23 protein-coding genes are annotated in these 23,671 nt (G+C 65.8%); 15 read left to right on the forward strand and 8 right to left on the reverse strand.

Annotated elements, in window-relative coordinates; all coding sequences use genetic code 11:
* Nucleotides 1-39 precede the first annotated feature (39 nt).
* Both ABD050_RS20695 and ABD050_RS20700 read left to right on the forward strand, forming a co-directional pair.
* Entirely contained in the window at nt 40-462 is a 423-nt protein-coding gene (locus tag ABD050_RS20695; protein WP_343891400.1) for an ester cyclase, read from the forward strand.
* A gap of 19 nt (nt 463-481) precedes the next feature.
* Nucleotides 482-1,096, forward strand: a complete 615-nt coding sequence (locus ABD050_RS20700; protein WP_343891401.1) for a TetR/AcrR family transcriptional regulator — start codon at nt 482-484, stop codon at nt 1,094-1,096.
* A gap of 54 nt (nt 1,097-1,150) precedes the next feature.
* Here ABD050_RS20700 and ABD050_RS20705 read toward each other — a convergent pair whose 3' ends face one another.
* Nucleotides 1,151-2,110, reverse strand: a complete 960-nt coding sequence (locus ABD050_RS20705; protein ID WP_425542497.1) for an alpha/beta hydrolase — start codon at nt 2,108-2,110, stop codon at nt 1,151-1,153.
* A gap of 490 nt (nt 2,111-2,600) precedes the next feature.
* On the opposite strand from ABD050_RS20705, the gene ABD050_RS20710 reads away from it, so the two are divergent.
* Together ABD050_RS20710 and ABD050_RS20715 are read left to right on the forward strand one after the other, a co-directional pair.
* Nucleotides 2,601-3,092: a YHS domain-containing (seleno)protein gene (locus ABD050_RS20710; protein ID WP_343891403.1), complete on the forward strand. Its 492-nt coding sequence runs from the start codon at nt 2,601-2,603 to the stop codon at nt 3,090-3,092.
* A 128-nt stretch (nt 3,093-3,220) separates the two neighbouring features.
* A complete protein-coding gene (locus ABD050_RS20715; RefSeq protein ID WP_343891424.1) occupies nt 3,221-3,610 on the forward strand; it encodes a TlpA family protein disulfide reductase in 390 nt (129 codons plus the stop codon).
* Nucleotides 3,611-3,809: 199 nt separating this feature from the next.
* Here ABD050_RS20715 and aroB read toward each other — a convergent pair whose 3' ends face one another.
* On the reverse strand, nt 3,810-4,919 hold the full coding sequence (gene aroB / locus ABD050_RS20720) for a 3-dehydroquinate synthase (RefSeq protein ID WP_343891404.1): 1,110 nt from the start codon (nt 4,917-4,919) through the stop codon (nt 3,810-3,812).
* Nucleotides 4,916-5,455: a shikimate kinase gene (locus ABD050_RS20725; protein WP_343891405.1), complete on the reverse strand. Its 540-nt coding sequence runs from the start codon at nt 5,453-5,455 to the stop codon at nt 4,916-4,918. Before ABD050_RS20725 ends, aroB begins: the two co-directional genes overlap by 4 nt.
* A gap of 201 nt (nt 5,456-5,656) precedes the next feature.
* On the opposite strand from ABD050_RS20725, the gene ABD050_RS20730 reads away from it, so the two are divergent.
* The 3 genes from ABD050_RS20730 to ABD050_RS20740 are packed head-to-tail and all read left to right on the forward strand — an operon-like array spanning nt 5,657 to nt 9,309.
* A complete protein-coding gene (locus tag ABD050_RS20730) occupies nt 5,657-7,438 on the forward strand; it encodes a hypothetical protein (RefSeq protein ID WP_343891406.1) in 1,782 nt (593 codons plus the stop codon).
* Nucleotides 7,435-8,349 (forward strand): tyrosine recombinase, encoded by a 915-nt coding sequence (locus ABD050_RS20735; protein WP_343891407.1) that lies wholly within the window; start codon nt 7,435-7,437, stop codon nt 8,347-8,349. Before ABD050_RS20730 ends, ABD050_RS20735 begins: the two co-directional genes overlap by 4 nt.
* Nucleotides 8,350-8,361: 12 nt before the next feature.
* The gene (locus tag ABD050_RS20740) at nt 8,362-9,309 is read left to right on the forward strand and encodes an acetyl-CoA carboxylase carboxyltransferase subunit alpha (protein ID WP_343891408.1); all 948 of its coding nucleotides are present in this window, start codon (nt 8,362-8,364) and stop codon (nt 9,307-9,309) included.
* Nucleotides 9,310-9,765: 456 nt separating this feature from the next.
* On the opposite strand, the gene ABD050_RS20745 is transcribed toward ABD050_RS20740, so the two are convergent.
* Together ABD050_RS20745 and ABD050_RS20750 are read right to left on the reverse strand one after the other, a co-directional pair.
* Nucleotides 9,766-9,933, reverse strand: coding sequence for a Flp family type IVb pilin (locus ABD050_RS20745; protein ID WP_272626647.1), 168 nt, complete (start codon nt 9,931-9,933; stop codon nt 9,766-9,768).
* A 129-nt stretch (nt 9,934-10,062) separates the two neighbouring features.
* Nucleotides 10,063-10,503 (reverse strand): Flp family type IVb pilin, encoded by a 441-nt coding sequence (locus ABD050_RS20750; protein WP_343891426.1) that lies wholly within the window; start codon nt 10,501-10,503, stop codon nt 10,063-10,065.
* Between ABD050_RS20750 and ABD050_RS20755 the strand changes: the two genes are divergently transcribed.
* The 3 genes from ABD050_RS20755 (at nt 10,411) to ABD050_RS20765 (ending at nt 14,289) form a co-directional block, all read left to right on the forward strand.
* On the forward strand, nt 10,411-10,743 hold the full coding sequence (locus tag ABD050_RS20755; protein ID WP_343891425.1) for an NUDIX domain-containing protein: 333 nt from the start codon (nt 10,411-10,413) through the stop codon (nt 10,741-10,743). The two genes, ABD050_RS20750 and ABD050_RS20755, sit on opposite strands and share 93 nt — an antisense overlap.
* A 54-nt stretch (nt 10,744-10,797) precedes the next feature.
* Nucleotides 10,798-11,940, forward strand: coding sequence for a sterol desaturase family protein (locus ABD050_RS20760; RefSeq protein WP_343891409.1), 1,143 nt, complete (start codon nt 10,798-10,800; stop codon nt 11,938-11,940).
* A 105-nt stretch (nt 11,941-12,045) separates the two neighbouring features.
* A complete protein-coding gene (locus tag ABD050_RS20765) occupies nt 12,046-14,289 on the forward strand; it encodes a CHASE2 domain-containing protein (protein ID WP_343891410.1) in 2,244 nt (747 codons plus the stop codon).
* Between the two features lie 56 nt (nt 14,290-14,345).
* Here the strand turns inward: ABD050_RS20765 and ABD050_RS20770 are convergent, their stop codons facing one another.
* Both ABD050_RS20770 and ABD050_RS20775 read right to left on the reverse strand, forming a co-directional pair.
* Nucleotides 14,346-15,266 carry a TIGR03619 family F420-dependent LLM class oxidoreductase gene (locus ABD050_RS20770; protein WP_343891411.1) on the reverse strand — a complete coding sequence of 307 codons (921 nt, stop codon included), beginning with the start codon at nt 15,264-15,266 and terminating at the stop codon, nt 14,346-14,348.
* A gap of 138 nt (nt 15,267-15,404) precedes the next feature.
* A complete protein-coding gene (locus ABD050_RS20775) occupies nt 15,405-16,343 on the reverse strand; it encodes a tetratricopeptide repeat protein (protein WP_343891412.1) in 939 nt (312 codons plus the stop codon).
* A gap of 128 nt (nt 16,344-16,471) precedes the next feature.
* Between ABD050_RS20775 and ABD050_RS20780 the strand changes: the two genes are divergently transcribed.
* From ABD050_RS20780 to ABD050_RS20800, 5 genes are all read left to right on the forward strand, one after another.
* Nucleotides 16,472-18,925, forward strand: a complete 2,454-nt coding sequence (locus tag ABD050_RS20780) for a cyclic nucleotide-binding domain-containing protein (RefSeq protein WP_343891413.1) — start codon at nt 16,472-16,474, stop codon at nt 18,923-18,925.
* A gap of 20 nt (nt 18,926-18,945) precedes the next feature.
* Nucleotides 18,946-19,821 (forward strand): hypothetical protein, encoded by an 876-nt coding sequence (locus ABD050_RS20785; protein WP_343891414.1) that lies wholly within the window; start codon nt 18,946-18,948, stop codon nt 19,819-19,821.
* A 10-nt stretch (nt 19,822-19,831) separates the two neighbouring features.
* Nucleotides 19,832-21,643: a cytochrome c3 family protein gene (locus ABD050_RS20790; RefSeq protein ID WP_343891415.1), complete on the forward strand. Its 1,812-nt coding sequence runs from the start codon at nt 19,832-19,834 to the stop codon at nt 21,641-21,643.
* Nucleotides 21,644-21,658: 15 nt separating this feature from the next.
* Nucleotides 21,659-22,507: a phosphodiesterase gene (locus tag ABD050_RS20795; protein ID WP_343891416.1), complete on the forward strand. Its 849-nt coding sequence runs from the start codon at nt 21,659-21,661 to the stop codon at nt 22,505-22,507.
* A gap of 116 nt (nt 22,508-22,623) precedes the next feature.
* Complete coding sequence (locus tag ABD050_RS20800) at nt 22,624-23,310, forward strand: hypothetical protein (RefSeq protein ID WP_343891417.1); 687 nt, start codon at nt 22,624-22,626, stop codon at nt 23,308-23,310.
* 11 nt (nt 23,311-23,321) lie between these two features.
* On the opposite strand, the gene ABD050_RS20805 is transcribed toward ABD050_RS20800, so the two are convergent.
* Nucleotides 23,322-23,671, reverse strand: a 350-nt coding sequence (locus tag ABD050_RS20805) for a hypothetical protein (protein WP_343891418.1), incomplete at its 5' end; no start/stop codon positions are given.

The raw sequence follows: 23,671 nt of genomic DNA on the forward strand, positions 1-23,671 counted from the left end.
TATCTCATTATGAATTTTTGTTCTCAGGAGGACTCAATCATGGCGCTGACTCGCGAGCAGATGGATCGGAAGATCGACGAGCATTTCGGTTTCGAAATGCGGGATGATGTGGAGGGTGTGCTGATGACGCTGGCACCCGATGTGGAGCATGACATCGTCGGCTCGCCGACCGGGCCGGCGCATGGCCGGGACGGCGCGCGGCCATTTTATGTCGGGCTGTTCGCTGACCTTTCCGACAGCAAGGTGGAGTGCCTGAAGCGCCTCTATGGCGACAATTTCCTGGTCGACGAATCGCTGTGGAGCGGCACTGCACCCGGCCGGCCCTTCGGCCTGGAGGGGCGGGGCCGCCCGCTGCGGTTCCGGTTGCTGCACGTCATCGAATTCGCGGACAATGGCGACATCAAGCGCGAGAATGTGTGGCTGGATATGGCAGCGATCCTTCAACAATTGCCGCAGGGCTGAGGCGGTGGCCGCCGAGCCGATGGGCCGCCCCAACCAGAAACGGCGCACGCGCAAGGACCTGCTGCAGGCGGCGGCGCGGCTGATGAAACAGGGATCCCGGCCAAGCCTCGAAGAGGTCGCAGAAGAGGCGCTGGTCTCGCGGGCTACGGCCTATCGCTATTTCCCCAGCATCGAGGCGGTGCTGCTCGAAGCCGCGCTTGATCTGGCGGCGCCCGAACCCGGCGATGTGTTCGGCGCGGAATCGCCGGATGACCCGTTCCTGCGCCTTCGGATGGCCGATGTGGCGCTGGACGCCATGATCGTCGCCAATGAGGGCGCGCTTCGGGTCATGCTGGCGAACAGCCTGAACCACAGCACCGGCACCGATCGCGACAGCGCGCCGCCCACGCGCCAGAATCGTCGAACCCCGCTGATCGAAGCGGCGATCGAGCCGGTTCGCGATCAATTCGATCCGGTCGCGCTCGATCGGATGAGCAAGGCGCTGGCGCTGATCATCGGGACGGAGGCTCGCGTGGTGTTCACCGACGTGCTGCAACTCGACGATGCGGATGCGCGCGCCGTGAAGGACTGGGCGATCCGAGCCCTGGTGGCGGCTGCACGCCAGCCCGTTCCCGATACGCTCCCCGACACTTGAAGAAATCGGTGATGGTGCATTCTGCGGACGAAAGCGCGCCGTCACCGATGCTCCCTAGGCTGCGGGCTTGAGCAGATCGTGCATCGCCATCCAGCGCACGAACTCGTCGAACCAGCCCGTGCTGGTCGTCGTCTTGGGGTACATGCCGAAGCCATGCCCACCCTGCTCGAAAAGATGGAACTCGACGGGACGCTTCGCAGCCCTCCAGCTGTCGATCAGCCCATAGCCGGCATTGCCGAAGAGCGGATCGTCAGCGGCGAGCGCAACGAACAGGGGAGGCGCATTCGGCGGCACCGTCACCGGCGCGAGCGAGCCGTAGATGATCCCGATAAAGGCGGGGTTGGCATCCTGCCCGTTGAGGGTGGTCGCCATGGTGAGCCCGGCGCCCGCAGAGAAGCCGACCATGCCGATCCGGTTGGGGTTCACCCGCCATTCCGCCGCCCGACGGCGGATGAGCGCGAACGCTGCGCGCGCATCGGCGAGCGGGGCGGCGATGCCGGCCATCATGTCGCCCGGGGCCCCGCGCGGTGGTCCGCCCGCGCCCGAAAAGCGCGCGCGCATCGCCTGCTCGTAACCCGCAAGATCCGGCGGCGTCTGGTTGAGGCGGTATTTGAGGACGAACGCTGCGACTCCCTTCGCGGCCAGCGCGCGCGCGACATCCCAGCCCTCATTTTCCATCGAGAGCGTCGTGAAGCCGCCGCCCGGCGCGACGATCACCGCCGTCCCCGTCGCCTTGGCCGGGTCGGGCAGGAAGGGCGTCAGCGTCGCGACCGTCACGTTGCGCGCGAACTTGCTGCCATATTGGCTGTGCCAGGATTCCGATGCGGTTGCGCCCGGCAAGGCGCCCGTTCCCAGCTCGATTGCGTCCGGCTGGGCCGGCGCCGCGATCGGGCTCATCTTGTCGTTCTGGGCCAGAGCCGGCGCCGCTGACGCGCAGGCGACGGCAAGCCCAGCCGCCGCCAGAAAACTGCGTACCCGCACCGCAAGGTGCGCCCTCTTCGTAACGCCGCGCATCCGCCTCATAAACGCCTCCCCATGCTTGTTTGGGCTGACTATAGATCATCTGTTTTGTCTGACAAGAACTGCGCTCGCACCCATTCTGGTGGACATCCACCTTCGCGCTGGCACAGCGCCTTGCTCCCGACATGAAGCCGCCGATCGCTTGGCTGGCCAGGCGCAGGTGCCAAAAGAAACGCATGCGCTATCTCGAGCCCGCGCCAGACCTTTTCTGGTAGGAGTTATTTCGCTCCCCCGTATCGCCATCCTGCAGGTAAATGGCGTCCACCAGCGCGAAGATATTTGCGGCCAAAGGCGTGCCAGTTACCTGCTTCAGCGCGACGGTAGCAATCGCGACGGCCCCCGCTTCCGTTCACTTTCCCGATCGTGAAACGAGCCTGCTCGGGCCTCTCGTCGCGCTGTGACGCGGGACCTGTAACCGAAAGCATCTCTCCCCCGAATGCAGAGCGGGGACCGAATGAGCGAGCGTCCCGAGGGAGACAGTCCGATGTACCGCACTATGTTGAAGCCACTCACCGCTGCCCTGATCGCAACCATGCCGCTCTCCGCGATGGTGGCCGCGTCGGCTGCCCATGCCGGCATCAAGGGCTCCACGTCGCAGATCAATGTCGACGAAAAGGGGGTCGCGCTCGGCGGCTACGATCCGGTCGCCTATTTCGACAGCGGCAAGCCGACGCGAGGCCTCGACCGGCTCTCGGCGCGCTATGGCGGCGCGCGGTATCTTTTCGTCACATCTGCCCACCGCAGGGCCTTCCTCGCCAATCCCCCGAAATATCTCCCCGCATTCGGGGGCTTTTGCGCCGTCGGGACTGCCTTTGGCGAAAAGGTCGATGTCGATCCCGAGACGGGCAAGGTCGTGAACGGCACGCTGTATCTCAACAATAGCGCCCGCGCGCTCAAGATCTTCGACCAGGATACCGCCGGCATCATCACCAAGGCGCAGACCAATTGGCCTGTCGTCAAGGACAAGGCGTTTTGAAGCTCAGGGTCCGATCTTCGACCCGGATCGGGATCCTCGCGGTCGCCGGCGGCCTGCTCGCCGCCGGTGGACCGGCCCCACCTGGCGCTCGGCCGGTTTACGCTTCCGCGAAGCCGGATCAGCAGGCGTTGCCCTCGATTCTGCTGCCTGAGGGCTCGTCGCTGTCAGTCGACGCATTTCGAGGCAGGGTCATTCTGGTGAATTTCTGGGCGAGTTGGTGCGGACCCTGCCGGATGGAGCTGCCAAGCCTCGACCGACTGGCGGCGAAGCGCCCCGACCTGGTCGTGATCGCCGCGTCGGTCGACGCCGATCGCGACGATGCGATCGGGGCGTTCATGGGCCGATATCCCCATCTTCGTCTTGGCTTTTCCGGGCTTCCGGCGGTCCGGCACTTCGGCGCGCTCGGCATGCCCTATTCGGTTGTCCTGGACAGGAACGGGCGCGAGGTGGCGCGCGTACCCCGCACATTGTCCTGGGACGGCCCCGAGGGAGCCGCGATCCTGCGGCGCACCCAATGAGCCGCTGGCGGCGAGATCTGGTTGGCAATCTGCCGCAAGACCATCACGAACAGATTTCATTCGTCGGGGTGAACGTCGGGTCGCGAAAGGCAATGATAACTGCGTCCGCACGGCCCGAAACGCGGATCGATCCTTTGTCACGCCAATCCCAATTCATCCTATCAGCCGCCACCCTCAATCCTGCCCGTCACTGCCCGCCTCAATTCGCCGCAACAGCCTCGTCACGCAAGAATGCCGCCACGTCCCGCAGGTCGACCGACTTGTCGAGAAACGTCCTCCCGATTCCGCGCGCGAGGAGGAAGGGCAGGGTGCCTGCGTCCATCTTCTTGTCGTGGAGCATATGCGCGACGAGCGTATCGCCATCGGCCTCGATTCCCGCCGCCGCGATCGTGTCGGGCAGCCCGACGCTGCGCAGATGCGCCGCGACCCGCTCGGCATCCTGGCCCGGACACAGGCCCTTTGCGGCTGAATAGCCGAAGGCAAGCGCCATCCCCGCCGCGACGCCTTCGCCATGGAGCAGCCGGTCCGAAAAGCCCGCCTCCGCTTCCAGCGCATGGCCGAAAGTATGGCCGAGGTTGAGCAGCGCGCGCACGCCCGTCGTCTCGCGCTCGTCGGCGGCGACGATCCGCGCCTTGGTGCCGACCGAATGAGCGATGGCGTAAGCCCGCGCCGCCGGATCGCCGGCCAGAAGCGCGGCGGCATTCGCCTCGCACCATTCGAAAAAGGCGAAATCGTCGATCAGGCCATATTTGACCACCTCGGCATAGCCGGCGCGGACCTGGCGGAGCGGCAGCGTGTCGAGCACATCGGGGTCGATCAGCACCAGAGCCGGCTGGTGAAAGGCGCCGATCAGGTTCTTGCCCGCCCGCGCGTTGATCGCCGTCTTGCCGCCGACCGACGAATCGACCTGGGCGAGCAGGGTGGTGGGGATCTGAACGAAGCCGCAGCCCCGCTTCAGGATCGCGGTGGCGAAACCGACCAGGTCGCCGATCACGCCGCCGCCGAGCGCGACGACATGGTCGCCACGCTCGACACCGAGATCGAGCAGACGATCGGTCAGCAGCTCGAGCGTCGGCCAGCTTTTCGATCCCTCGCCCGGCGCGAGCACGATCGCCTCGCTCGCCACGCCCGAGTCGCTCAGCGACGCCTGCAGGGTGGCGAGGTGCGGCAGCAGATTCTCGTCGGCGACGATCGCCATCGTCCGCCCGCGGGCGAGGGGGGCGAGATGCGCGCCGGCACGCGCGAGCAGCCCTGCCTCGACCAGTACGTCATAGCTGCGGTCGCCGAGTGCCACCGGTACGAGGGTCATAAGTCGAGTGCTTTCAGGATGGCGTTGACGGTCGCTTCGTGCGGTGCGTGGTGGCTTGGCACCCGGATCGGCGCCAGCGCGTATATCGGGTTGCGGATCTTCGCCAGGTCGTCGAGCACCTTGCGCGGATCGCGGTCGCGCAGCAGCGGCCTCGTGTCGCGCCGCCCGACCCGGTCGGCGAGCACCGCGGTATTGGCGTCCAGCCAGATGGCGAGCGCCGATTCGAGGATCAGCGCCCGCGTCTCGTCATTGATGAACGCGCCGCCGCCGGTCGCGATCACCTTGGGGGTGCCGTCGATCAGCCGCGCGATCACCCGGCGTTCGCCGTCGCGGAAATGCGCTTCGCCGAAACGGTCGAAGATATCGGAGATCGACATGCCGGCGGCAGCCTCGATCTCCGAATCGGCATCGACAAAGGGCAGGTGCAGGCGCGCGGCGAGGCGGCGGCCGACGGTCGACTTGCCGGCGCCCATCAAGCCCACGAGCACGATCGGGAGGCCGGTCCAGTCCGGCGAGGGGGTGTGTCTTTGCAACATTGAAACGGGGGCTATACAGCGAGCCTGCCTGTCGGGCAAAAGGCGCGCGCAGCCGGTTTCCCAAGCTTGTACAAGGTTTACCCATGTCCCGTCCGTTGATTGTGCTCATCGTCATCCTGGTCGTGGTGATCGGGGGGCTGTTCGTCCTTGCGGGGCGGTCGCATGAAAAGCCGCTGACGCATGTCGAGAAGGTCGTGCCGCTTGCGAATCTCTCGAACTAGCGTCGCCCTCGGCGCGCTCGCGGCGGTACTGATCGGCGCGGGGCTTCCCGCGCTGGGGCAGGACAGGCCCGAATCGATTCTCCCGCCCGGCTTCGGCGATCCGGTGACGGCGCCCACCGCCGCGCCGGCACCGGGTGCCACGCCCAGGCCTTCGGCATCGGCCACCGCCGCGCCAGTCGCGCCGGACGATTCGCTGCCCACGCCTGCCGCTTCGGGGACGCCCGAGGCGGCAGCGACTGTCGATCCCGCCGCGCTCGCCCGCTACGAAATGCCCGAATATGCCCGGCGCTCGCTTGCACAGGTCGGTCCGGTCGGGCTTGCCGAGGGCGGCATGGCGCCCGGCGCTTTCGGCCGTGAAAACGGCGTCTATCTCGAAACGCTCATGCGCCGCCTCGACACGCCGATCGCGTCGCGCTGGCTTGCGATCGGCCTCAGGCGCGCCCTGGTCTCGCGCCTCGATACCCCGCGGGGCGTCAACGGCGCCGATTTCGCGGCCGAACGCGCCTGGCTGTTGCTGCGCATGGGCGAGGCGCCGAGCGCGCGCGGCGTTGTCCAATATGTCGACGCCGACAATTATACGCCCAAGCTCTACGAAATGGCGCTGCAGACCGCGCTCGCAAATGGTGATCCCGCTGCCTTGTGCTCGGCCGCCGACGGCGGTGCCGCGCTTCGCCGCGAGCGCGGCTGGATCCTCGCCCAGGCGATGTGCGCCGGTCTCGCCGGCCAGCCGGCCAAGGCGCAGGCGCTGATTTCCTCGGCGCGCAGCTCCGGGCTGGCGACTGGCATTGATCTGCTCTTCGCGCAGAAGGTCGCCGGCAGCGGCGCCAAGGGCCAGCAGGCAGTGACGATCGAATGGAACTCGGTCGATCGCCTGACCGCCTGGCGCTTCGGCCTCGCCATGGCGACCGGTGCGGAGATTCCCGACGCGCTGTATGGAACGGTCACCCCCAATGTCATCGCCTGGCGAGCGCTGTCGCCCGCGCTGACGGCAAAGGCGAGGGCGACCGCGGCCGAACAGGCTGCGGTGCGCGGCGTCTTCTCGAACGCGGCCCTGGTCGATCTCTATGGCGCGATCGATGCCGATGAGGATCAGTCGGGCGCCGAGGTCGGCATCGCCCGCGATCTGCGCACTGCCTATACCGCCGATGTGCCGACCCGGCTCGACACGCTGAAGAACCTGTGGGACGAGCCCAAGACGGCCGATGGCCGCTTCGCGCGGCTGATCCTGACTGCGCGCGCCGCCGCGCGCATCCCGCTCGATGCGCAGGGCGCCGATATCGACCGGCTGGTCGCCGCGATGCTGACCGCCGGGCTCGATCGTGCCGCGATGCGCTGGCACGACAAGGCGCCCGCTTATGGTGATGCCTGGGCGATGCTCGCACTCGCCGATCCCGACCCGGCGACGCTCAGCTATGCCGATGTCAGGCGCTACTCCCCAGCGGGCGGCGATTCGCTGAAGCGGCAGATGCTGTTCGCCGGCATGGCGGGGCTCGGGCGCCTGTCGGCCGCTGACATCAGCCGCGGCGCGAGCGCGCTCGATGTGCCGATCGGCGCACAGAACGCCTGGACCAATGCGATCAGCCACGCCGCGATGGCGCATGAACCGGCGACGGTGATGCTGCTCGCGGGTATCGGCATGCAGACCCGGTTGTGGCGCGGCGTCTCGCCGGTGGCGCTCTATCACATCGTCACCGCGCTCCGGGCAGTAGGGCGGGAGGGCGAGGCGCGCATGATCGCCGCCGAGGCCATCGCACGGCTTTGACCGAGCCCGCGCCCGGCACCGACCGCGCGCTGATCGAGCGTTTCCTCGAGATGATGGTGGCCGAGGCGGGGGCTGCGAAGAACACGATCGCCGCCTATCGCAGCGATCTGTCGCTGGCCTCGGATTTCCTCGGGCACCGCCTCGCCGCCGCCTCGGCTGACGATCTCGCCCGACTCGGCGCTCAGTGGCTCGATCTGTCGCGCTCGAGCGTGGCGCGCAAATCGGCAGCGCTCAGGCGGTTCTTTGCCTTCCTCGCCGACGAGGGCCACCGCGCCGACGATCCCGGCGCAGCACTGCCCAGGCCCGGCGCCCAGCGCCGCCTGCCCAAAGTGCTGGGGCACGGCGATGTCGACCGGCTCTTCGAGGCGATCGCGGCCCGCGTCGCCCGCGTCCCGGGCGATCCCAACGATCTCCGCCTCTCGGCGCTGGTCGAACTCCTCTACGGCTCGGGGCTGCGCGCGACCGAGCTCGTCTCGCTGCCGCGCAACGCCATCGCCCCCGACCGGCCCTATCTGATCCTGCGCGGCAAGGGCGGCCGCGAGCGGCTGGTGCCGATCTCCGACCGCGCCCGCGCCGCAGTGGCTGCATGGCGGGCGCATGTCGCGGCTGACCGCGCCTGGCTCTTCCCCTCGGGCAAGGCGCACCTCTCGCGCATCCGGCTCTATCAGCTGCTCCAGGCGCTCGCCGCCGAAGCCGGCATACCGCCCGACCGGATCAGCCCGCACGTCCTCCGCCATGCCTTCGCCACCCACCTGCTCGAAGGCGGCGCCGATCTTCGCGCCCTTCAATCGATGCTCGGCCATGCCGATATCGCGACCACCGAGATCTACACCCATGTCGATGCCAGCCGGCTGGTCGAGCTGGTCAACACCCGCCATCCGCTCGTTGACGCGAAGCGGCGCGGGGCCTAACCGACGCGACCGATGGCAACCTTCCTCGATTTCGAAAAGCCGATCGCCGAGCTTCAGAGCCGGATCGACGAACTCCGCGAGACCGCCGCGGATGGTGCGGTCGATATCGATTCCGAAGTCGCGAGGCTCCAGGCCAAGTCCGACAAGCTGCTGCGCGACACCTATGCGAAGCTGACGCCCTGGCAGAAGACCCAGGTGGCGCGCCATGGCGAGCGCCCGCACTTCAAGGATTATGTCGCCGGCCTGTTCGATGACTTCATGCTGCTCTCGGGTGATCGCGCGTTCGGCGACGATCAGGCGATCCTCGGCGGCTTCGCCCACTTCCGCGGCCGCAAAATCCTGGTGATCGGCCATGAAAAGGGCGACGATACCGCGAGCCGGCTCCGCCACAATTTCGGCATGGGCAAGCCCGAGGGCTATCGCAAGGCGATCCGCCTGATGCACCTCGCTGACCGGTTCGGCCTTCCCGTCGTCACTTTGGTCGACACCTCTGGCGCGTTTCCCGGCGTCCAGGCCGAGGAACGCGGTCAGGCCGAGGCGATCGCCCGCTCGACCGAGGCCTGCCTGTCGCTCGGTGTGCCGATGATCTCGGCGGTGGTGGGCGAGGGTGGCTCGGGCGGCGCGATCGCGCTTGCCGCGGGCAACAAGGTGCTGATGTTCGAGCATGCCGTCTATTCGGTCATCTCGCCCGAGGGCTGCGCCTCGATCCTGTGGCGCACCGCCGACAAGGCCCCCGAGGCGGCCGAAGCGATGAAGGTCACCGCGCAGGACCTGAAGGGGCTCGGCGTGATTGACACCATCGTGCCCGAGCCGCTCGGCGGCGCGCACCGCGATCCGGCGCTGGCGATCGCCAGCCTCGGCGATGCGATCGACGGCGCGCTTGGCGAGCTCGGCAATCAGGGTCCGGCAGAGCTTCGCCGCGGGCGTCGCGAGAAATTCCTGGCGATCGGCCGGGTCTAGCCCCCGGCGCCGCAAAAAAAGGACGGCGAAACCGAAGTTTCGCCGTCCACCCCCCAACTCCAAAGCCGTGAGGCTTACGGAGCCGTCGATTTCGAGGAAAAATAGCTGATCGTCATGTTCAGCTGCTGCCCGGGTCTTGTATGGCAGCGACGGCGTCAACGACGATCGATGCAACGCTGAGGTCGCATGTGATCGCGGTCGCGCCTTTTGTCTCGGCGAAGACCGTGCGCGCTATAGTCATTCCGGCCCCCTCTCCTCGACACGCTCGGGGCTTATGCCCCCTATCCCCCGATAGCGTGCGCATCTTCATTGCTGGCTCGTAATGAAAATGTGGTTAAAATCATAGTGATGATGATCGGAAGTTGATCCATTCCGGATTGGATTAACAGACATGCAAAAAGGGCGGCGAAACCGAAGTTTCGCCGCCCCTTCTTTTCTAGGTAAGCTGGTAAGAGCTTACGAAGCCTTCATGTTCGAAGACACGTTCGTGAACGTGGTCTTGAGCTGGTTGCCCAGGCCCTGCATGGCGGCGATGGCTGCGACGGCGATCAGCGCGGCGATCAGGCCGTACTCGATTGCGGTGGCGCCCTTGCTGTTCTTGATGAACTTGCGAATGGTCTGCATGATTCCGGTCTCCATTATGTTGCAACACTTCAGTACCCGGCCGGACCGGTGAACCGGGCCAGCAGACTCGGTGTAGGGAAGCTAGGTTGAGAAAAGTTTAAGCCGAACCGAAGAATCTTTCGGAACCAATCATCCGCCTGTGCGTGCGGTTTCGATTTTCGTATTCACATTGCCCCACATATCGGTCGTGGTATTCGCCATGCCGATAAAGGCAGCGATCATCGTGATGACGACGAGAGCGGCAATCAGGCCATATTCGATGGCGGTGCCACCCTTTTCAGCCTTGATCAGTTTTCGCATCAGTCGAACAAGCATCAGATGGTCGCCCCCGCCCCGGAATTTCCCGCCCGAGCTTAAATCAAGGAGCGTTAATGAATGACGAAAGCCGCCAACTACGTGGATTCTTTGGTGCTTTTTCCGGTTGTGGCGGTGGCGTTGGTCGATGAAGACGGACGAATTCTCGTTCAGCGCAGGCCGGTGGGGAAAATGATGGCTGGACTGTGGGAATTTCCCGGCGGCAAGCTGGAAACCGGCGAAACCCCTGAGGTCGCCCTTGTCCGCGAGTTGCATGAGGAACTCGGGATCATGGTCGATCCTGCGCACCTCATGCCTGCGGTCTTCGCCAGCGAGCCGCTGGCCGGGCGGCATCTGCTCCTGCTCCTGTATATCTGCCGTACCTGGAACGGCTTGCCGCGCGCGCTCGATGCCGAGGAATTGCTGTGGTGCCTGCCCGATCAACTCCGCGCGCTCGATATGCCGCCGGCCGATCGCCCGCTGATCGGCCTGCTCGAGGCAGTGCTGGGAGATTAGGTCGCTCTTAATTAGGCGCTTATAATGATTGAGGTGGCCGGGGGAGAACGGACGATGAAACGCGGATTTGTAAACGGGCTGCTGCATGATCTGGAGGCGCCGATCGAGGCGCGCGGCTTCGGCACCGGCTGGTTCTCGGGCTTCTTCGCCCTGGTCTTCGCGATCGCCGGGTTCTGCTTCGTCGCCGCCCTGCGCTGGCCCGAATGGTTCGCGATGCCGCAACTCGGCCCGGTCCGCGGCTGGGCGGGTTTCCGGATTGTCATCCACCTGACCCTGCTTGCGGCGTATGGGCTCGCCTTGCTCAGCCTGTTGCTCCGCCCGCGCAAGGCGCTCGGCGCAACCGCTCTGGTCGTCGCGCTCCTCGCCACCCTGCTTGGCGGCGCTGCGGTGCAGCCGCACGAGACTCGGAGCTGGGGCATTTTCTTCGGAATCGACTTCTTCGCGCTCAACATGATCGCGACCGGCTTGATGTTCGCGCCGATCGAGCGGATCTTCCCGCATCGCCCGGCGCAACGCCTGTTTCGCGCCGAATGGCGTGAGGATCTCTTCTACTATCTCGTCAGCTCGATGTTGGTGCAGCTCATCACCTTCCTCGCGCTCGCGCCCTCATCCTTCATCATGGCCTCGACCAGCAATTTCGGTGCGTTCCGCGCCATGGTCGGTGCGCAGCCATGGCTGCTCCAGTTCGTCGAGGCGATGTTCCTGACCGACCTCGTTCAATATTGGTTCCACCGCGCCTTCCACCGCTGGCCCTTTCTCTGGGGCTTCCACGCCGTCCATCATTCGGCGAAGTCGATGGACTGGCTGGCTGGCTCGCGGATGCATTTCGTCGAGATCATCCTGCTGCGCGGCGTCACCTCGCTGCCGCTCTTGACCTTCGGCTTCGCGCCCTCGGTGATGCAGGCCTATGTCGCGATGGTCTATATCTATGCGAGCCTGGTCCACGCCAATCTGCGCGGCAATTTCGACACGCTCGGCCGCTTCGTCGTCATTCCGCGCTTCCATCACTGGCATCACGGCATCGAGGAGGTGGCGATCGACAAGAATTTCGCGATCCATTTCCCCTGGCTCGACCGGCTCTTCGGCACGCATTATCTGCCGCCGGGCGAATGGCCGAGCGGCTATGGTGTGTCGGAAGACGTGCCGCGCGGCTATCGCGCCCAGCTCGCCTATCCCTTCCGGCGGCGGGCGCGTTAAGCCGAGCTGACGGTTCCCGGCCGAGTCGTGTCACGCGCTCGATTCTGTGATAGCCCCTGCCGAAAGGCCCCACAAAAAAGGGCCGCATAGCCGGGGGGCGAACCGATGGCGCGAGGGCCTTCACTGAAGTTCGTGCGCGGCAAGGCCGGCGTGATCCTGCCCGGCATGCTCGCGCTGCTCGCGGTGCTGGCGCTCCAGGTCGCCGGCGTCCGTTCGATCGACCGGATCGGGCTGCTGCTGTTCGACAGCTATCAGCGCGTGGCGCCGCGGCCCTGGCAGGATGCCGGGGTGCGGGTGGTTGACATCGATGACGAATCGATCCGCCAACTCGGCCAATGGCCCTGGCCGCGTACCGACATCGCGCGGTTGACCCAGCAGCTCAGCGACGCCGGCGCCGTGGCGATCGCTTATGATATCGTCTTCGCCGAGCCCGACCGTACTTCGCCCGAACGCCTCGCCGAGCGGGCACGGCGCGATGGGGTGTCCCCGGAAGTGCTCGATACGTTGAAGTCGCTCCCCGATCACGACGCCGTGCTCGCCCGGACGCTCAGCCAGACCCCGACCATCCTCGCCTCTTTCCTCACCCATGACGGCAAGGGCGGGCAGATCGAGCCCAAGGCCGGGATTGCGGTCGGGGGCGCTCAGCCAAAGGTCGGCGACGATTTCAACGGTGCCGTCCAGCCGCTGCCGCTGTTGCGCGACGCGGCACCGGGCGTCGGCGTCGTCACCCTTGTTCCCGACGATGACGGTATCATCCGCCGCGCGCCGCTGGTCGTTTCCGAAAACGGCCAGTTGCTGCCGACCCTTTCGGTCGAGGCGCTCCGCGTCGCGCAGGGGGCGGGCTCGATCATCGTCAAATCAAGCAATGGCAGTGGAGAGCTGGGCAGTGGCGCGAGCGTCCTGTCGATCAAGGATGGGGATCTCACCGTCCCCACAACCGACACCGGCGAGCTGTGGATATATTATACCGCGCCGCAGCCTGACCGAGTCGTTCCCGCCTGGAAGGTCCTGACCGGCAAGCTCTCGCCCGGGGAAATGCAGAAGGCGTTCGAAGGGCGAATCGTCTTCATCGGCACCAGCGCGTCCGGCCTGTACGATCTCAAATCGACCCCGATCGTCGATCGCGAGATGGGCGTGAACGTCCATGCCCAGGCAGTCGAGCAGATGGTCCTGAAAAAATTCCTGAGCCGCCCCGATTGGGGCCCAGGCCTGGAGCGCGCGACATTGGTGATCCTCGGTCTGATCATGGCCTTCTCGCTGCCCTGGCTCGGCGCCACGCGGGGCGCGATCCTCGGGCTGGTGATGGTCGGCGGCATGGTGGCGGGAAGCTGGTTCGCCTTTCGCGACGGCCATTATCTGATCAGCCCGACCTATCCGGTGATCGCGCTGACCCTCGTCTATCTGGTCGAGACCGCGCTCACTTATTACCGCGAGGAGCGCCAGCGCGCCTATATCCACAAGGCGTTCGACCGCTATCTCTCGCCCGAGCTGGTCAAGCGGATCGTCGACGATCCCGGCCAGCTCGAGCTCGGCGGCGAAGAGCGCGAGATGACGGTGCTGTTCTGCGATATCCGCGGCTTCTCCAGGCTCTCCGAAAAGCTCACCCCGCAGGAGATCATCCGCTTCCTGATCTCCTTCCTCACGCCGATGTGCGACATATTGCTCGAACGGAAGGCGACGATCGACAAGTTCATCGGCGATGCCGTGCTCGCCTTCTGGAATGCGCCGCTCGACGATCCCGATCAATTCGCCAATGCCGCGCGCGCCGCGCTGGCGATGACGGCAAGGCTGCGCGCGATCAATGTCGAGATGCGCGGGCGGGAGGCAAGCAGCGCCTGGCCCGGCGAGGTCAGCATCGGCATCGGCCTCAACGCCGGCCCGTGCTGCGTCGGCAATATGGGCTCGGCGCAGCGGCTTTCCTATTCGCTGATCGGCGACACCGTGAACCTCGCCTCGCGGATCGAGGGGATGACCAAATATTACGGCCTGCAGATCGCGATCGGCAGTGAACTCAAGCGCCATCTGCCCCATTTCGCGATCGTCTCGCTCGATTGCGTCCGCGTCGTCGGCCGCGAGACGCCCGAGGAGATCTTCGGCCTGCTCGGCGACGAGAGTCTGGCCGAGACCGCGGGCTTTCGCGACTTCGCGATCAAGCATCAGGCAATGCTCGACGCCTATCGCGTGCAGGATTGGGCGACGGCGCAGACGCTTGCCGAGGCGGGGCAGGGCAATGCGGTCGGCTATGGCCTGCGCAAATTCTACCTCCTGATGCGCGAACGCATCACGCACTTCGCCGCGAATCCGCCGGGCGCGGATTGGGACGGGGTGTTCGCGGCGACGGAGAAGTAGATAAGGGCCACAGCCATTTGCCCCAGGCGGTGGCTCCCGTCCTCATGCGCCGAAAATCACCGCACCCTCGGCCCGACCTCCTCGATCGCCCATTGCGCATAGTCCAGATAGTCATCGACGCCTGTCACCGCCGGCATCGGGAAGGAACTCATCGTCACCCCGAGCTCGCTGAACCAGCACAGCCGATCGACAATCTCCTGAGCGCTCATCCCGTGGCGTACCCTGGGATCGTCGATCACCGTGTGCCCCTCACCGACGCGCGTGGTGCCGAAGCCGTACATCACCTCGAACGGTCCGCCCGTGAAACCTGGCTGCGACTTGATGAAGTCGATCCGCGCCGGCAGATCCTCGGGTTTCGTCAGGAACGGCCACCAGCCGTTTGCATAACGCGCCGCACGCTTCAGGACCGGGTCTGCATCGCCGCCGAGCCAGATCGGCAGATGCGGCTTGCTGAATGGCTTGGGTTCAAAGGCGACGTCCCTGAACGAGATGAATTTCCCCTCGAATTCGGGCGACTCCTTTGTCCACAATTCAATGATCGCAGCGAGATATTCCTCGCACATCGCGCCGCGCTGGTGGAAATCCACCCCGAGGATCTCGAACTCCTTTTCCAGCCAGCCAGCGCCGAAGGTCGCGATGATCCGCCCGCTGCTCAGCCAGTCGAGCGTCGCCAGCGCCTTTGCGGTCACGATCGGGTTCTGCAGCGGCAGGATGGCGATCGAGGAGTTGATCAGGATCCGTTCCGTCGCGCCGGCGAAATAGCCCTGGCCAGCCGCAGCGTGGAAATAATGCGGGCCTGACAGATCGACATGATCGGTCGGGATGATGAAATGCTCGGGCACGCTGATCATGTCATAGCGGAGCGCATCCGCCCGCTTCGCCATGCGGGTCTGGTCGGCACCGGTCACATTTGCCTCCCAGGATAGGGAGGATGCCTTGAGCCGCATCAGATGCGGCATCGAAAACGCGAATTTCATCCGTTCGCTCCGGTTCCGTCACTGCCGTGGTACGGCGAACCGGAAATTCGACAAGGCCGTGCGGTCAGGCCGCGGTTGATATCGCTTGGGCGCGTAATCTGGGTCTCGCCTTCGTGTCTACGCGACGATCCATATGCATCACCCCGCAGGCACGCCCAAGGTTCCGGCCTCGGCCTCGATCCGCGCCTTCGCGCCCGGATTCGCCGCAATCGCGGCCTTGCGTGCAGCCATCGCCTTGGCTGTCTCCCCAAGCGTCATCCGGCTCCGCATCAGCATGATCCAGCCCTCGACATCGGACGGGTCGGCCCGCAGCTTCGCCTCGAGCTTGCCGACCATGCCCTGGATCATCGCATCCTGCTGGTCGGGCGGCAGCGCCGAGGCGGCGCGCATCTGTTCGGGGCTCGGGCCGGGAATGGCGGCGGCAGCGGTCGAGCCGTCGGGCATCAGCGCATGCGCGGCCGGCTGGGTCACCGCGGCGAGCCTTGCAGCAACATCGATCTTGTTGATCTTGCCGACCTGCTCGATCGTCCGCCGCAGGTCGCGCTCCCAGGGCGCGCCCGGCGGGGTCTCGTGGAGCAGCGCCAGCCAGTCGCTGATCGCGCCTTCGTGATCGCCTGACAGGTCGCGCGCGACCGCGATGAAATAGCGCGCCCGCGGGTCCTTAGGATCGATCGCCACCGCCTTGCGAAACGCGGCGAGCGCTTGCGGCGGCATTGGGTCGCCGGTGCTCGCCAACACCCGCGCCTCGCCATATGCCGACCAGAGATCGGCGCGTCTGGGCGCCAGCCTTGTCCCACGATCATACGCGTCCGCGGCTGCCTTATAGTCGCCGGCATCGGCCTGCGCCTGGCCGAGCCTGAGCCACGCTTCGGCATTATTCGGTTCGGTTCGCGTGCGTTCCTGCAAGGTCGCGATCGTCGCCGGCTGGTCCGGCGCAGGGGCGGCACTCGATGATATGGCGCTTTTTTCCGATTTCGTGCCCCGCAGCGCAGCAACGGAAACCGACACGACCAGAACCAGCGCGGCGAGTACCAGCACGATCAGCCCGGCTCTCGACGAATGCTTGGCCCTTTCCATCCGAATCCCCCGTTTCACTATGCTTGAGGGTGTGCGCCCCGGCCCGTACATGCTATCGTACAGGGCCAGGCGGCAAGTGCATTCCTGAAGGGTCGCATCCGGCGGCCTGAGAATGAGGGGGACAGGGCGTGACCGATCGTGTCCGCATCGCGATCATCGGTTCCGGTCCGGCCGGGCTGAGCGCGGCTGCCCGCGCCGCGCAGCTCGATCTTTCCCATGTGCTGCTCGAAAAGACCGACCACCTCTCGGATACGATCTACAAATATCAGAAGGGCAAGCATGTGATGGCGACGCCCAGCCAGCTCGTGCTCCGCTCGGACATGGAGTTCGACGCCGGCAAGCGCGAAGCGATCCTCGGCACCTGGGACAAGCTCGCCGCGAAGAACGGCATCAATGTGCGTTACCGCAGCGAGGTGAAGGCGATCGAGGGCGAGCGCGGCGCCTTTCGCCTCACCCTGACCGACGGCGCAGTGATCGAAGCCGAGACGGTCGTGCTGGCGATCGGCACCCAGGGCAACCCGAACCTGATGCGCTGCCCCGGCTCGACGCTCCCGCATGTCCAGTATCAGCTCGACGATCCCGGCGACTATATCGACGAGCATATCACCGTGATCGGCTCGGGCGATGCCGGCATCGAAAATGCGCTCGGCCTCGCCGCCGATGCCGCCCAGGGCAATGTCGTCACCATCCTCAACCGCTCGGCCGATTTCGCGCGCGCCAAGGGCGCCAATGTGAAGCTGCTCAACGAGGCAGCCGAGCAGGGGCGGATCACCATCCGGCTCGAGACCACCCCCGCCGAAGTCCGCCCCGGCGAGCTGCTGCTCGAAACCCGCGACGGCCAGGAGACGATCCGCTGCGACCGGATCATCGCCCGCATGGGCTCGGCCGCGCCGCGCGCCTTTGTCGAAAGCTGCGGGATCGAGTTCAGCAGCGCTGACCGCGAGGCCTTTCCGAAACTCTCGCCCGTCTTCGAATCGACCAAGCCGGGCATCTTCGTGATCGGCGCGCTCGCCGGCTATCCGCTGATCAAGCATTGCATGAACCAGGGCTATGACGTCGTCGAGTTCATCAACGGCAACACGACGCTGAAGCCCGCCGACGAGCCGATCCTCGCGAAGAAGTTCGAGCGCTTCAAGGCGCGCCGCTCGGTCGATGAATGGCTCGAGATGCTCCGCGCCAACATCACGATCCTGAACGAGCTCTCGCCGCTCCAGATGCGCGAGTTCATGCTCGATTCCGAGGTGCGCTCCTACAAGGCAGGGGAGGTCGTGTTCGAGCGCGCCGATCCCGGCTCCTCGCTGTTCGGCATCGCCCAGGGGACGGCGCTGGTCGAGGTCGACAAGGACAATCCGTCGATCACCGTGGCCGTCGAACAGGGCTCGATCTTCGGCGAGGTCGGGCTGATCTCGGGCCGCCGGCGTGGCGCGACCGTCCGCGCCGGCACCGACATGATCGCTGTCGAGGTCTCGCGCACCGCGGCGCTGAAACTGATGGCCTCGGTCCCCGCCGCCAAGCGCGCGGTGACGCGGATTTCGGTCGAGCGGCAATTGCTCCAGCTGTTCGGTTCGGGCCTTACCTCGGCCGATCTCACCGAGCTGCTCGACGCGTCGGAAATCCAGACCGTCCCCGCCGGCAAGCCGATCCTCGTCGAGGGCGATCCCGGCGAGGACATTTATGTCATCCGCGTCGGCAGCATGATCGTCGAGAAGAATGTCGGCGGAAAACCGGTCTTCCTCTCCTATCTGCCCGCAGGCTCCTATGTCGGCGAGATGGCGCTGATCGGCGGCGGCAAGCGCACCGCGACGGTGAAGGCCGCGGTCAAATCCGAGGTGATCCGATTGCCCGGCGCTGCGTTCCGCCGATTGATGGAGGCAAAGCCGAGGCTGCTCGAAAAGGCCCGCGCCGACATGGCGCAGCGCCAGAACATCAACGCATTCGTCGAAAGCCGGAAGGACAGTTTCTCCGGCGTGGTCGACATGTACTCGCAGACCGCGACCTTCCTTGTCGAGAACGGCATCGGCGAGGCGACCGACGTGCTGCTGATCGACGAGAATCTGTGCGTCGGCTGCGACAATTGCGAAAAGGCCTGCGCCGACAGCCATGAAGGTCTGTCGCGGCTCGATCGCGAGGCGGGGCGCACCTATGCCCATCTCCATGTGCCGACCAGTTGCCGGCACTGCGAGCATCCGCATTGCATGGCCGATTGCCCGCCCAACGCGATCCATCGCGGGCCGGACGGCGAGGTGGTGATCGACGATAGCTGCATCGGCTGCGGCAATTGCCAGCGCAACTGCCCCTATGGCGTGATCCGGATGGACAGCGTGCCGCCGAAAAAGCCGGGGTTGCTGAGCTGGATGTTCCTCGGCATGGGGCCCGGCCCCGGCGAGCCATCGAAGAAATGGCGCTACAAGCACAGGGAAGCCGGCGTCGAGAAACCCAAAAAGGCCATCAAGTGCGATATGTGCTCGGGCATCGACGGCGGCCCAGCCTGCGTCCGCGCCTGCCCGACCGGCGCGGCAATTCGCGTCTCGCCTGAGAATTTCCTCAGCGTCGCCCGGCTCGAAGAGGAGACCGGGTCATAGCCAGCCGTGCCTCCGGGGGGGTGGCGAGGGCCCGCGCGCGTAGCGCGCAAAACGGCGCCGCCGCGCTGCATGAGGGATTCCTGCGCCACAAAGGCTTCCGCTGGCTGAAGATCGCACTCTGGATCAGCGCCTTCGCCATCCTGGTCTATCTGCTGATCGACCGCCGGCCGCGACCTTTCGGCGCGACCTGGTATGGCTACACGCTCGGCACGATCGGCGTGCTGCTGATCCTGTGGCTGACCCTGCTGGGCGTGCGCAAACGCGCGATGACGCCGGGCCGCTGGTCGCTGAAAACCTGGACCAGCGCGCATGTCTATCTCGGCCTCAGCCTGATCGTCATCGCTACGCTCCACACCGGCTTCCAGTTCGGCTGGAACGTCCACACGCTCGCCTATGCGCTGATGATGCTGGTGATCGCCTCGGGCATTTACGGCATCTCGGTCTATGCCGCCGTCCCAGCCGCGCTCAGCAACAATCGCGAGGAGATGACCCAGGCCCAGATGCTCGATGCGCTTCGCGCGCTCGACCGTCAGCTTCACGATGCCGCCCAGCCGCTCAATCAATATCAGGCCGACCTCGTCCAGAATTCGCTGGTCCAGGATCCGTTCGGCGGCAGCATCGTCGCCCGGCTCTCGGGCCGCTATCCGCGCTGCGCGACCCAGCGGACCTTCGACCTGATCCGCGAGCGGACCGGCCCGCGCCCCGATCTCGGCGACGATCCGCTCGAACGCGTCGATGCCCTGCTCGAGCGCAAGATCGCGATGCTCGCCCAGCTCCGCCGGCACCTTCGGCTCAAGGCGCTGCTCGAAATCTGGCTGTACGTGCATGTGCCCGCCACCTTCGCGCTGATCGCTGCGCTGACGGCGCACATCGTCAGCGTATTCTTCTACTGGTGAGGCGGGCACGATGACCTTCCTCGTCAGGCAGGTGAGCTATACGGCGGATCACCGCGAGATCGTCCGTGCGACCACCGTCGATCAGCCGAGCCTGACGGTCGGCCGTGCCGCCGAGAACGACATTTCGCTCCCCGATCTCGCGGTCGATCCGCACCATGCCCGGATCGAGCGGCGCGACGATCGGCGCATTGCCGTCATCGCCACCAGCACGCTTGGCTTCGAGGTCGACGGGCGGACGATGCGCCGTGCCGAGATCAACGCCGCCAAGGGCGCCGAGCTCGGGTTCGGCGGGCATCGCATCACCGTGATGCGCGACGGCGACGGCAATATCGTCTTCACCGTGACGCGTGTCGGGGCGGTGTCGGATACTGCCGGCGAGCGCGACGAGGCCACCGCTTATTCGCTCAAGGGCCTGTTGCCCGGCAGGCGGATGACCGCCTGGCTGCTGGTCGCGGCGGTGCTGATCGGCTTTCTCGCGCTGCCGATCCGGGCGTTTCTCGAGCATGAGCGCCCCGATCACCGCACCATCTATGCAGTGAAGGCCGATCATGTCTGGACGAGCGGCCCGCTGAGCGCGGCGCATCATGGTCTCGAGGGCAATTGCAAGGCCTGCCATGCCGAGGCTTTCGTCTCGGTCCGCGATACAGCGTGCATCGCCTGCCACAAGACGGTCCATGACCATGCGCCGCCCGCACGCCTCGCCGGTGCCCGCGCTCGGCCCGGCCTTGGCGGCCAGATCCTCGCCGGCATCGCGCGCGCCTTCAACAAGCCCGGCCCCGGCGCCTGTGTCGATTGCCACCGCGAGCATCAGGGCGCCGGGCCGATGCCGGCAACGCCCCAGGCATTCTGCACCGATTGCCACGCCACCCTCAAAAGCCGGCTGGCGGATACCAAGATCGGCAATGCCGGCGATTTCGGCACCGCCCATCCGCAATTCAGGCCGCTCGTCACCGTGAGGCCGGGCGCGATGCCGGTGCTGGCCCGCGTGTCGCTCGATCGTCCCGTCGTGGAGCGGAATGGTCTCAAATTCCCGCACAGGCTCCATCTCGACGTACTCGGCGGTGTTGCGCGCATGGCGCAGACGCTGAAAGGGCAGTTCGGGAAAGCACTGGTCTGTGCCGATTGCCATACGCCCACCGCTGACGGCACCCGCTTCCTCCCCATCACGATGGAGCGCAATTGCCAGATGTGCCACAGCCTCGGCTTCGACCGGATCGGCGGCACGGTGCGTACGCTTCGCCATGGCGATGTCCCCCAGGTGATCGCCGACCTTCGCGCGATGTATCGCTCGACCAGCCCGCCGGCACCGCCCGAACTCGGCAATGCCGCGCGTCGCCGGCCAGGGCTTTATGCCCAGGGCCAGGTCTATCATGCCTATTTCGGCGCGCTGGCGGCGCGCCCGGCAAGTGCTGATGCCGCCATCTCGGCGATCTTCACCAAGGGTGGCGCGTGTTACGATTGCCACGTCGTCACCCCGCCGGGTGTCGGCGGTGCTGCCGACTGGACGGTGCTGCCGGTCAATCAGCCCGCCCGCTACATGATGCATGGCTGGTTCGATCACGCCGCGCACAAGACCGAGAAGTGCGAGACCTGCCACGCCGCACGCCAGTCGGCCTCGGCCGAGGATCTGCTTCTGCCCGGTGTCCAGACCTGCCGGATCTGCCATGGCGGCGAAGGCGCGGCGGCGAAGGTCCCGTCGTCCTGTGCGATGTGCCACAGCTATCATGCCGACACCAACGCACCATGGAAGCCGATCAACCGGCGAGAGCGCATCCGGGGGCTGCCATCGGCCGTAGCTGCCGGAAGTGTCGCGGCTCGATAAACCGGGGAGGGGATCATGTTGATCGCGCAGATCACTGACGTGCATCTGGGCTTCGAGCCGGACAGTCCGGACGAGTTCAACAGCCGGCGCTTCGATCTGGTGCTGGCCGAATTGATCGAGGGCCGCAACCGGCCCGATCTCCTGCTCGTCACCGGCGATCTCGTCGACAGGGGCGATATCGACAGCTACCGCCGCCTTGCCGACGCGCTGAAGCGATGTCCGTTCCCGGTCTATCCGTCGCTCGGCAATCATGACGACCGCGTCAATTTCGCCGCGACCTTCCCGCACGTGCCGATGCCCTCGGGTTTCGCCCAATATTGCCTTCCGCTCGACGGGCTCAGGCTGATCGTCCTCGATACGCTCGAAGAGGGTCGCCATGGCGGTGGCTTCTGCGACGTCCGCGCTGCCTGGCTGCGCGCACGGCTCGCTGAGCAGCGCGACACGCCGACGATGATCGTGATGCACCACCCGCCGTTCGATGCCGGGATCGACTGGATGGCGACCCATCCCGACGAACCCTGGGTCAAGCGCTTCACCGCCGCGATCGCGGGCCACCATCAGATCCAGGCGATCTGGTGCGGCCATCTTCACCGCCCGATCGTCGCGCCCTGGAAGGGGATCACCGTCAGCGTCTGCCCCGCGACGGCGGTCGAACTCTCGCTCGATCTCAACCCGATCGATCCCGAAACCCCCGACGACCGCCCGATGGTCAATGCCGATCCGCCCGGTTACGCGCTGCACCGCTGGACGCGGTACGGCATGGTCACTCATTTCGATGCCGTGCAGGAGCATGAGGTGCTGGCCAGGTTCGACGAGCGCATGCAGCCGCTCGTGCGGCACCTGTTTCTCGAGCGGCCGCGTTGAGCCGGTTTTAACCTATCCTACACCGGGTTTTTTCCGAAAATGGCAACGCCGTCGGGCCATAGTCCGCCATGCCGGACAGGGTGTCCTCAAATGCCCGGAACCGACGGGGATCGCACATGGTGTTCAAGGCATTGGGGATCGGGGGATCCGTGCTGCTCGGCGGGCTGTATGTGACCGGCGCCATCGGTGGCGGCGGTTGGAGCCGCGATGTGAGCCGGCCTCAGGCCGAAGTCATGGGTGCGCTCGAGAATCTCGATATCCGCGATCAGCCGGCCTCACCGGCTGCCGATGCCGGGCGATCCGGCGTCCGCTCGGTGCTCAAGGTCGAGCGCAGTGAAAACTCGATGCGCTGGGTGCTGATGAACGGCAACAGGGTCACGCTCAGGATGATCGCTGATTTCAAGCCGATCGACGGCGGCAGGCAGACTCATGTCACCGCCCATGTCGAGCGCGGAGACGCGCCCGACGCTATCGTCGCGCCGGCTTTCCGTTCGAACAATGCTGCCCTCGGCTTGTTCGAGACGGCGCTGGAAGGCGCGCTCAACAATCTGGCCAGGCCGGATTCTGGCAGCTTCGCGCGCGATGTGGATGCCTGTGCCAGGCTGTTCCGCCAGTTCCAGGAAGAGAATCTGGCCGCAAGCGCCAGGGGCAGCCGGGACGGGATTGGCATGGCGACCGCGAAGGGTGCGCGGTTGCGAGCCTATGATGCGCGACAACGCCAGCTGGGCTGCGGGCGCCGCGATAGCGGCGATTCCGCGCCCGGCGAGATAGCGGCGATGGCAGCAAAACAAAGCGCCGAATGATCCGGACCGATTCAATCGAGACTCAATTCGTGAAAAAGCCGTCGGAGGGATGGAGCGCTGCGATCGCCTCCGCCCTGTTCTTTGACATGACCGAAATATGCTGAATGACGAGGGCCGCTGCCATGCGGCGCCGTCCCGCTGATATCGCCGCTGTTCCCCGCTGTTCCCGCTGTTTTCCCGCTGTTATTCGATAACAGCGAGATCGCCTGCAAGTTGTTGACAATAAACAGGGAAATTGTCGGCAAAATCCAACATAACAGCGGGAGAAAAATCATTTCCTGTAAAACAGCGGGTAACAGATGGGGTGGACGCCCCCCGACGGTATCGATGTACCAAGGAGGTGTTGTTGAGCACCTGATAG

Origin of the sequence: Sphingomonas oligophenolica (assembly GCF_039522915.1) — a bacterium.
GTDB classification, from domain to species: Bacteria; Pseudomonadota; Alphaproteobacteria; order Sphingomonadales; family Sphingomonadaceae; genus Sphingomonas; species Sphingomonas oligophenolica.

What these genes read in the sequence shown, in the direction of transcription:
- ABD050_RS20710 (WP_343891403.1), top strand. Translation starts at nt 2,601, where the DNA reads ATGTACCGCACTATGTTGAAGCCACTCACCGCTGCCCTGATCGCAACC.
- ABD050_RS20800 (WP_343891417.1), top strand. Translation starts at nt 22,624, where the DNA reads ATGGTGTTCAAGGCATTGGGGATCGGGGGATCCGTGCTGCTCGGCGGG.
- ABD050_RS20760 (WP_343891409.1), top strand. Translation starts at nt 10,798, where the DNA reads ATGAAACGCGGATTTGTAAACGGGCTGCTGCATGATCTGGAGGCGCCG.
- ABD050_RS20770 (WP_343891411.1), bottom strand. Translation starts at nt 15,266, where the DNA reads ATGAAATTCGCGTTTTCGATGCCGCATCTGATGCGGCTCAAGGCATCC.
- ABD050_RS20795 (WP_343891416.1), top strand. Translation starts at nt 21,659, where the DNA reads ATGTTGATCGCGCAGATCACTGACGTGCATCTGGGCTTCGAGCCGGAC.
- ABD050_RS20725 (WP_343891405.1), bottom strand. Translation starts at nt 5,455, where the DNA reads ATGTTGCAAAGACACACCCCCTCGCCGGACTGGACCGGCCTCCCGATC.
- ABD050_RS20700 (WP_343891401.1), top strand. Translation starts at nt 482, where the DNA reads ATGGGCCGCCCCAACCAGAAACGGCGCACGCGCAAGGACCTGCTGCAG.
- ABD050_RS20740 (WP_343891408.1), top strand. Translation starts at nt 8,362, where the DNA reads ATGGCAACCTTCCTCGATTTCGAAAAGCCGATCGCCGAGCTTCAGAGC.
- ABD050_RS20695 (WP_343891400.1), top strand. Translation starts at nt 40, where the DNA reads ATGGCGCTGACTCGCGAGCAGATGGATCGGAAGATCGACGAGCATTTC.
- aroB (WP_343891404.1), bottom strand. Translation starts at nt 4,919, where the DNA reads ATGACCCTCGTACCGGTGGCACTCGGCGACCGCAGCTATGACGTACTG.
- ABD050_RS20790 (WP_343891415.1), top strand. Translation starts at nt 19,832, where the DNA reads ATGACCTTCCTCGTCAGGCAGGTGAGCTATACGGCGGATCACCGCGAG.
- ABD050_RS20750 (WP_343891426.1), bottom strand. Translation starts at nt 10,503, where the DNA reads ATGCAACTCGCGGACAAGGGCGACCTCAGGGGTTTCGCCGGTTTCCAG.
- ABD050_RS20775 (WP_343891412.1), bottom strand. Translation starts at nt 16,343, where the DNA reads ATGGAAAGGGCCAAGCATTCGTCGAGAGCCGGGCTGATCGTGCTGGTA.
- ABD050_RS20765 (WP_343891410.1), top strand. Translation starts at nt 12,046, where the DNA reads ATGGCGCGAGGGCCTTCACTGAAGTTCGTGCGCGGCAAGGCCGGCGTG.
- ABD050_RS20705 (WP_425542497.1), bottom strand. Translation starts at nt 2,110, where the DNA reads ATGCGCGGCGTTACGAAGAGGGCGCACCTTGCGGTGCGGGTACGCAGT.
- ABD050_RS20745 (WP_272626647.1), bottom strand. Translation starts at nt 9,933, where the DNA reads ATGCAGACCATTCGCAAGTTCATCAAGAACAGCAAGGGCGCCACCGCA.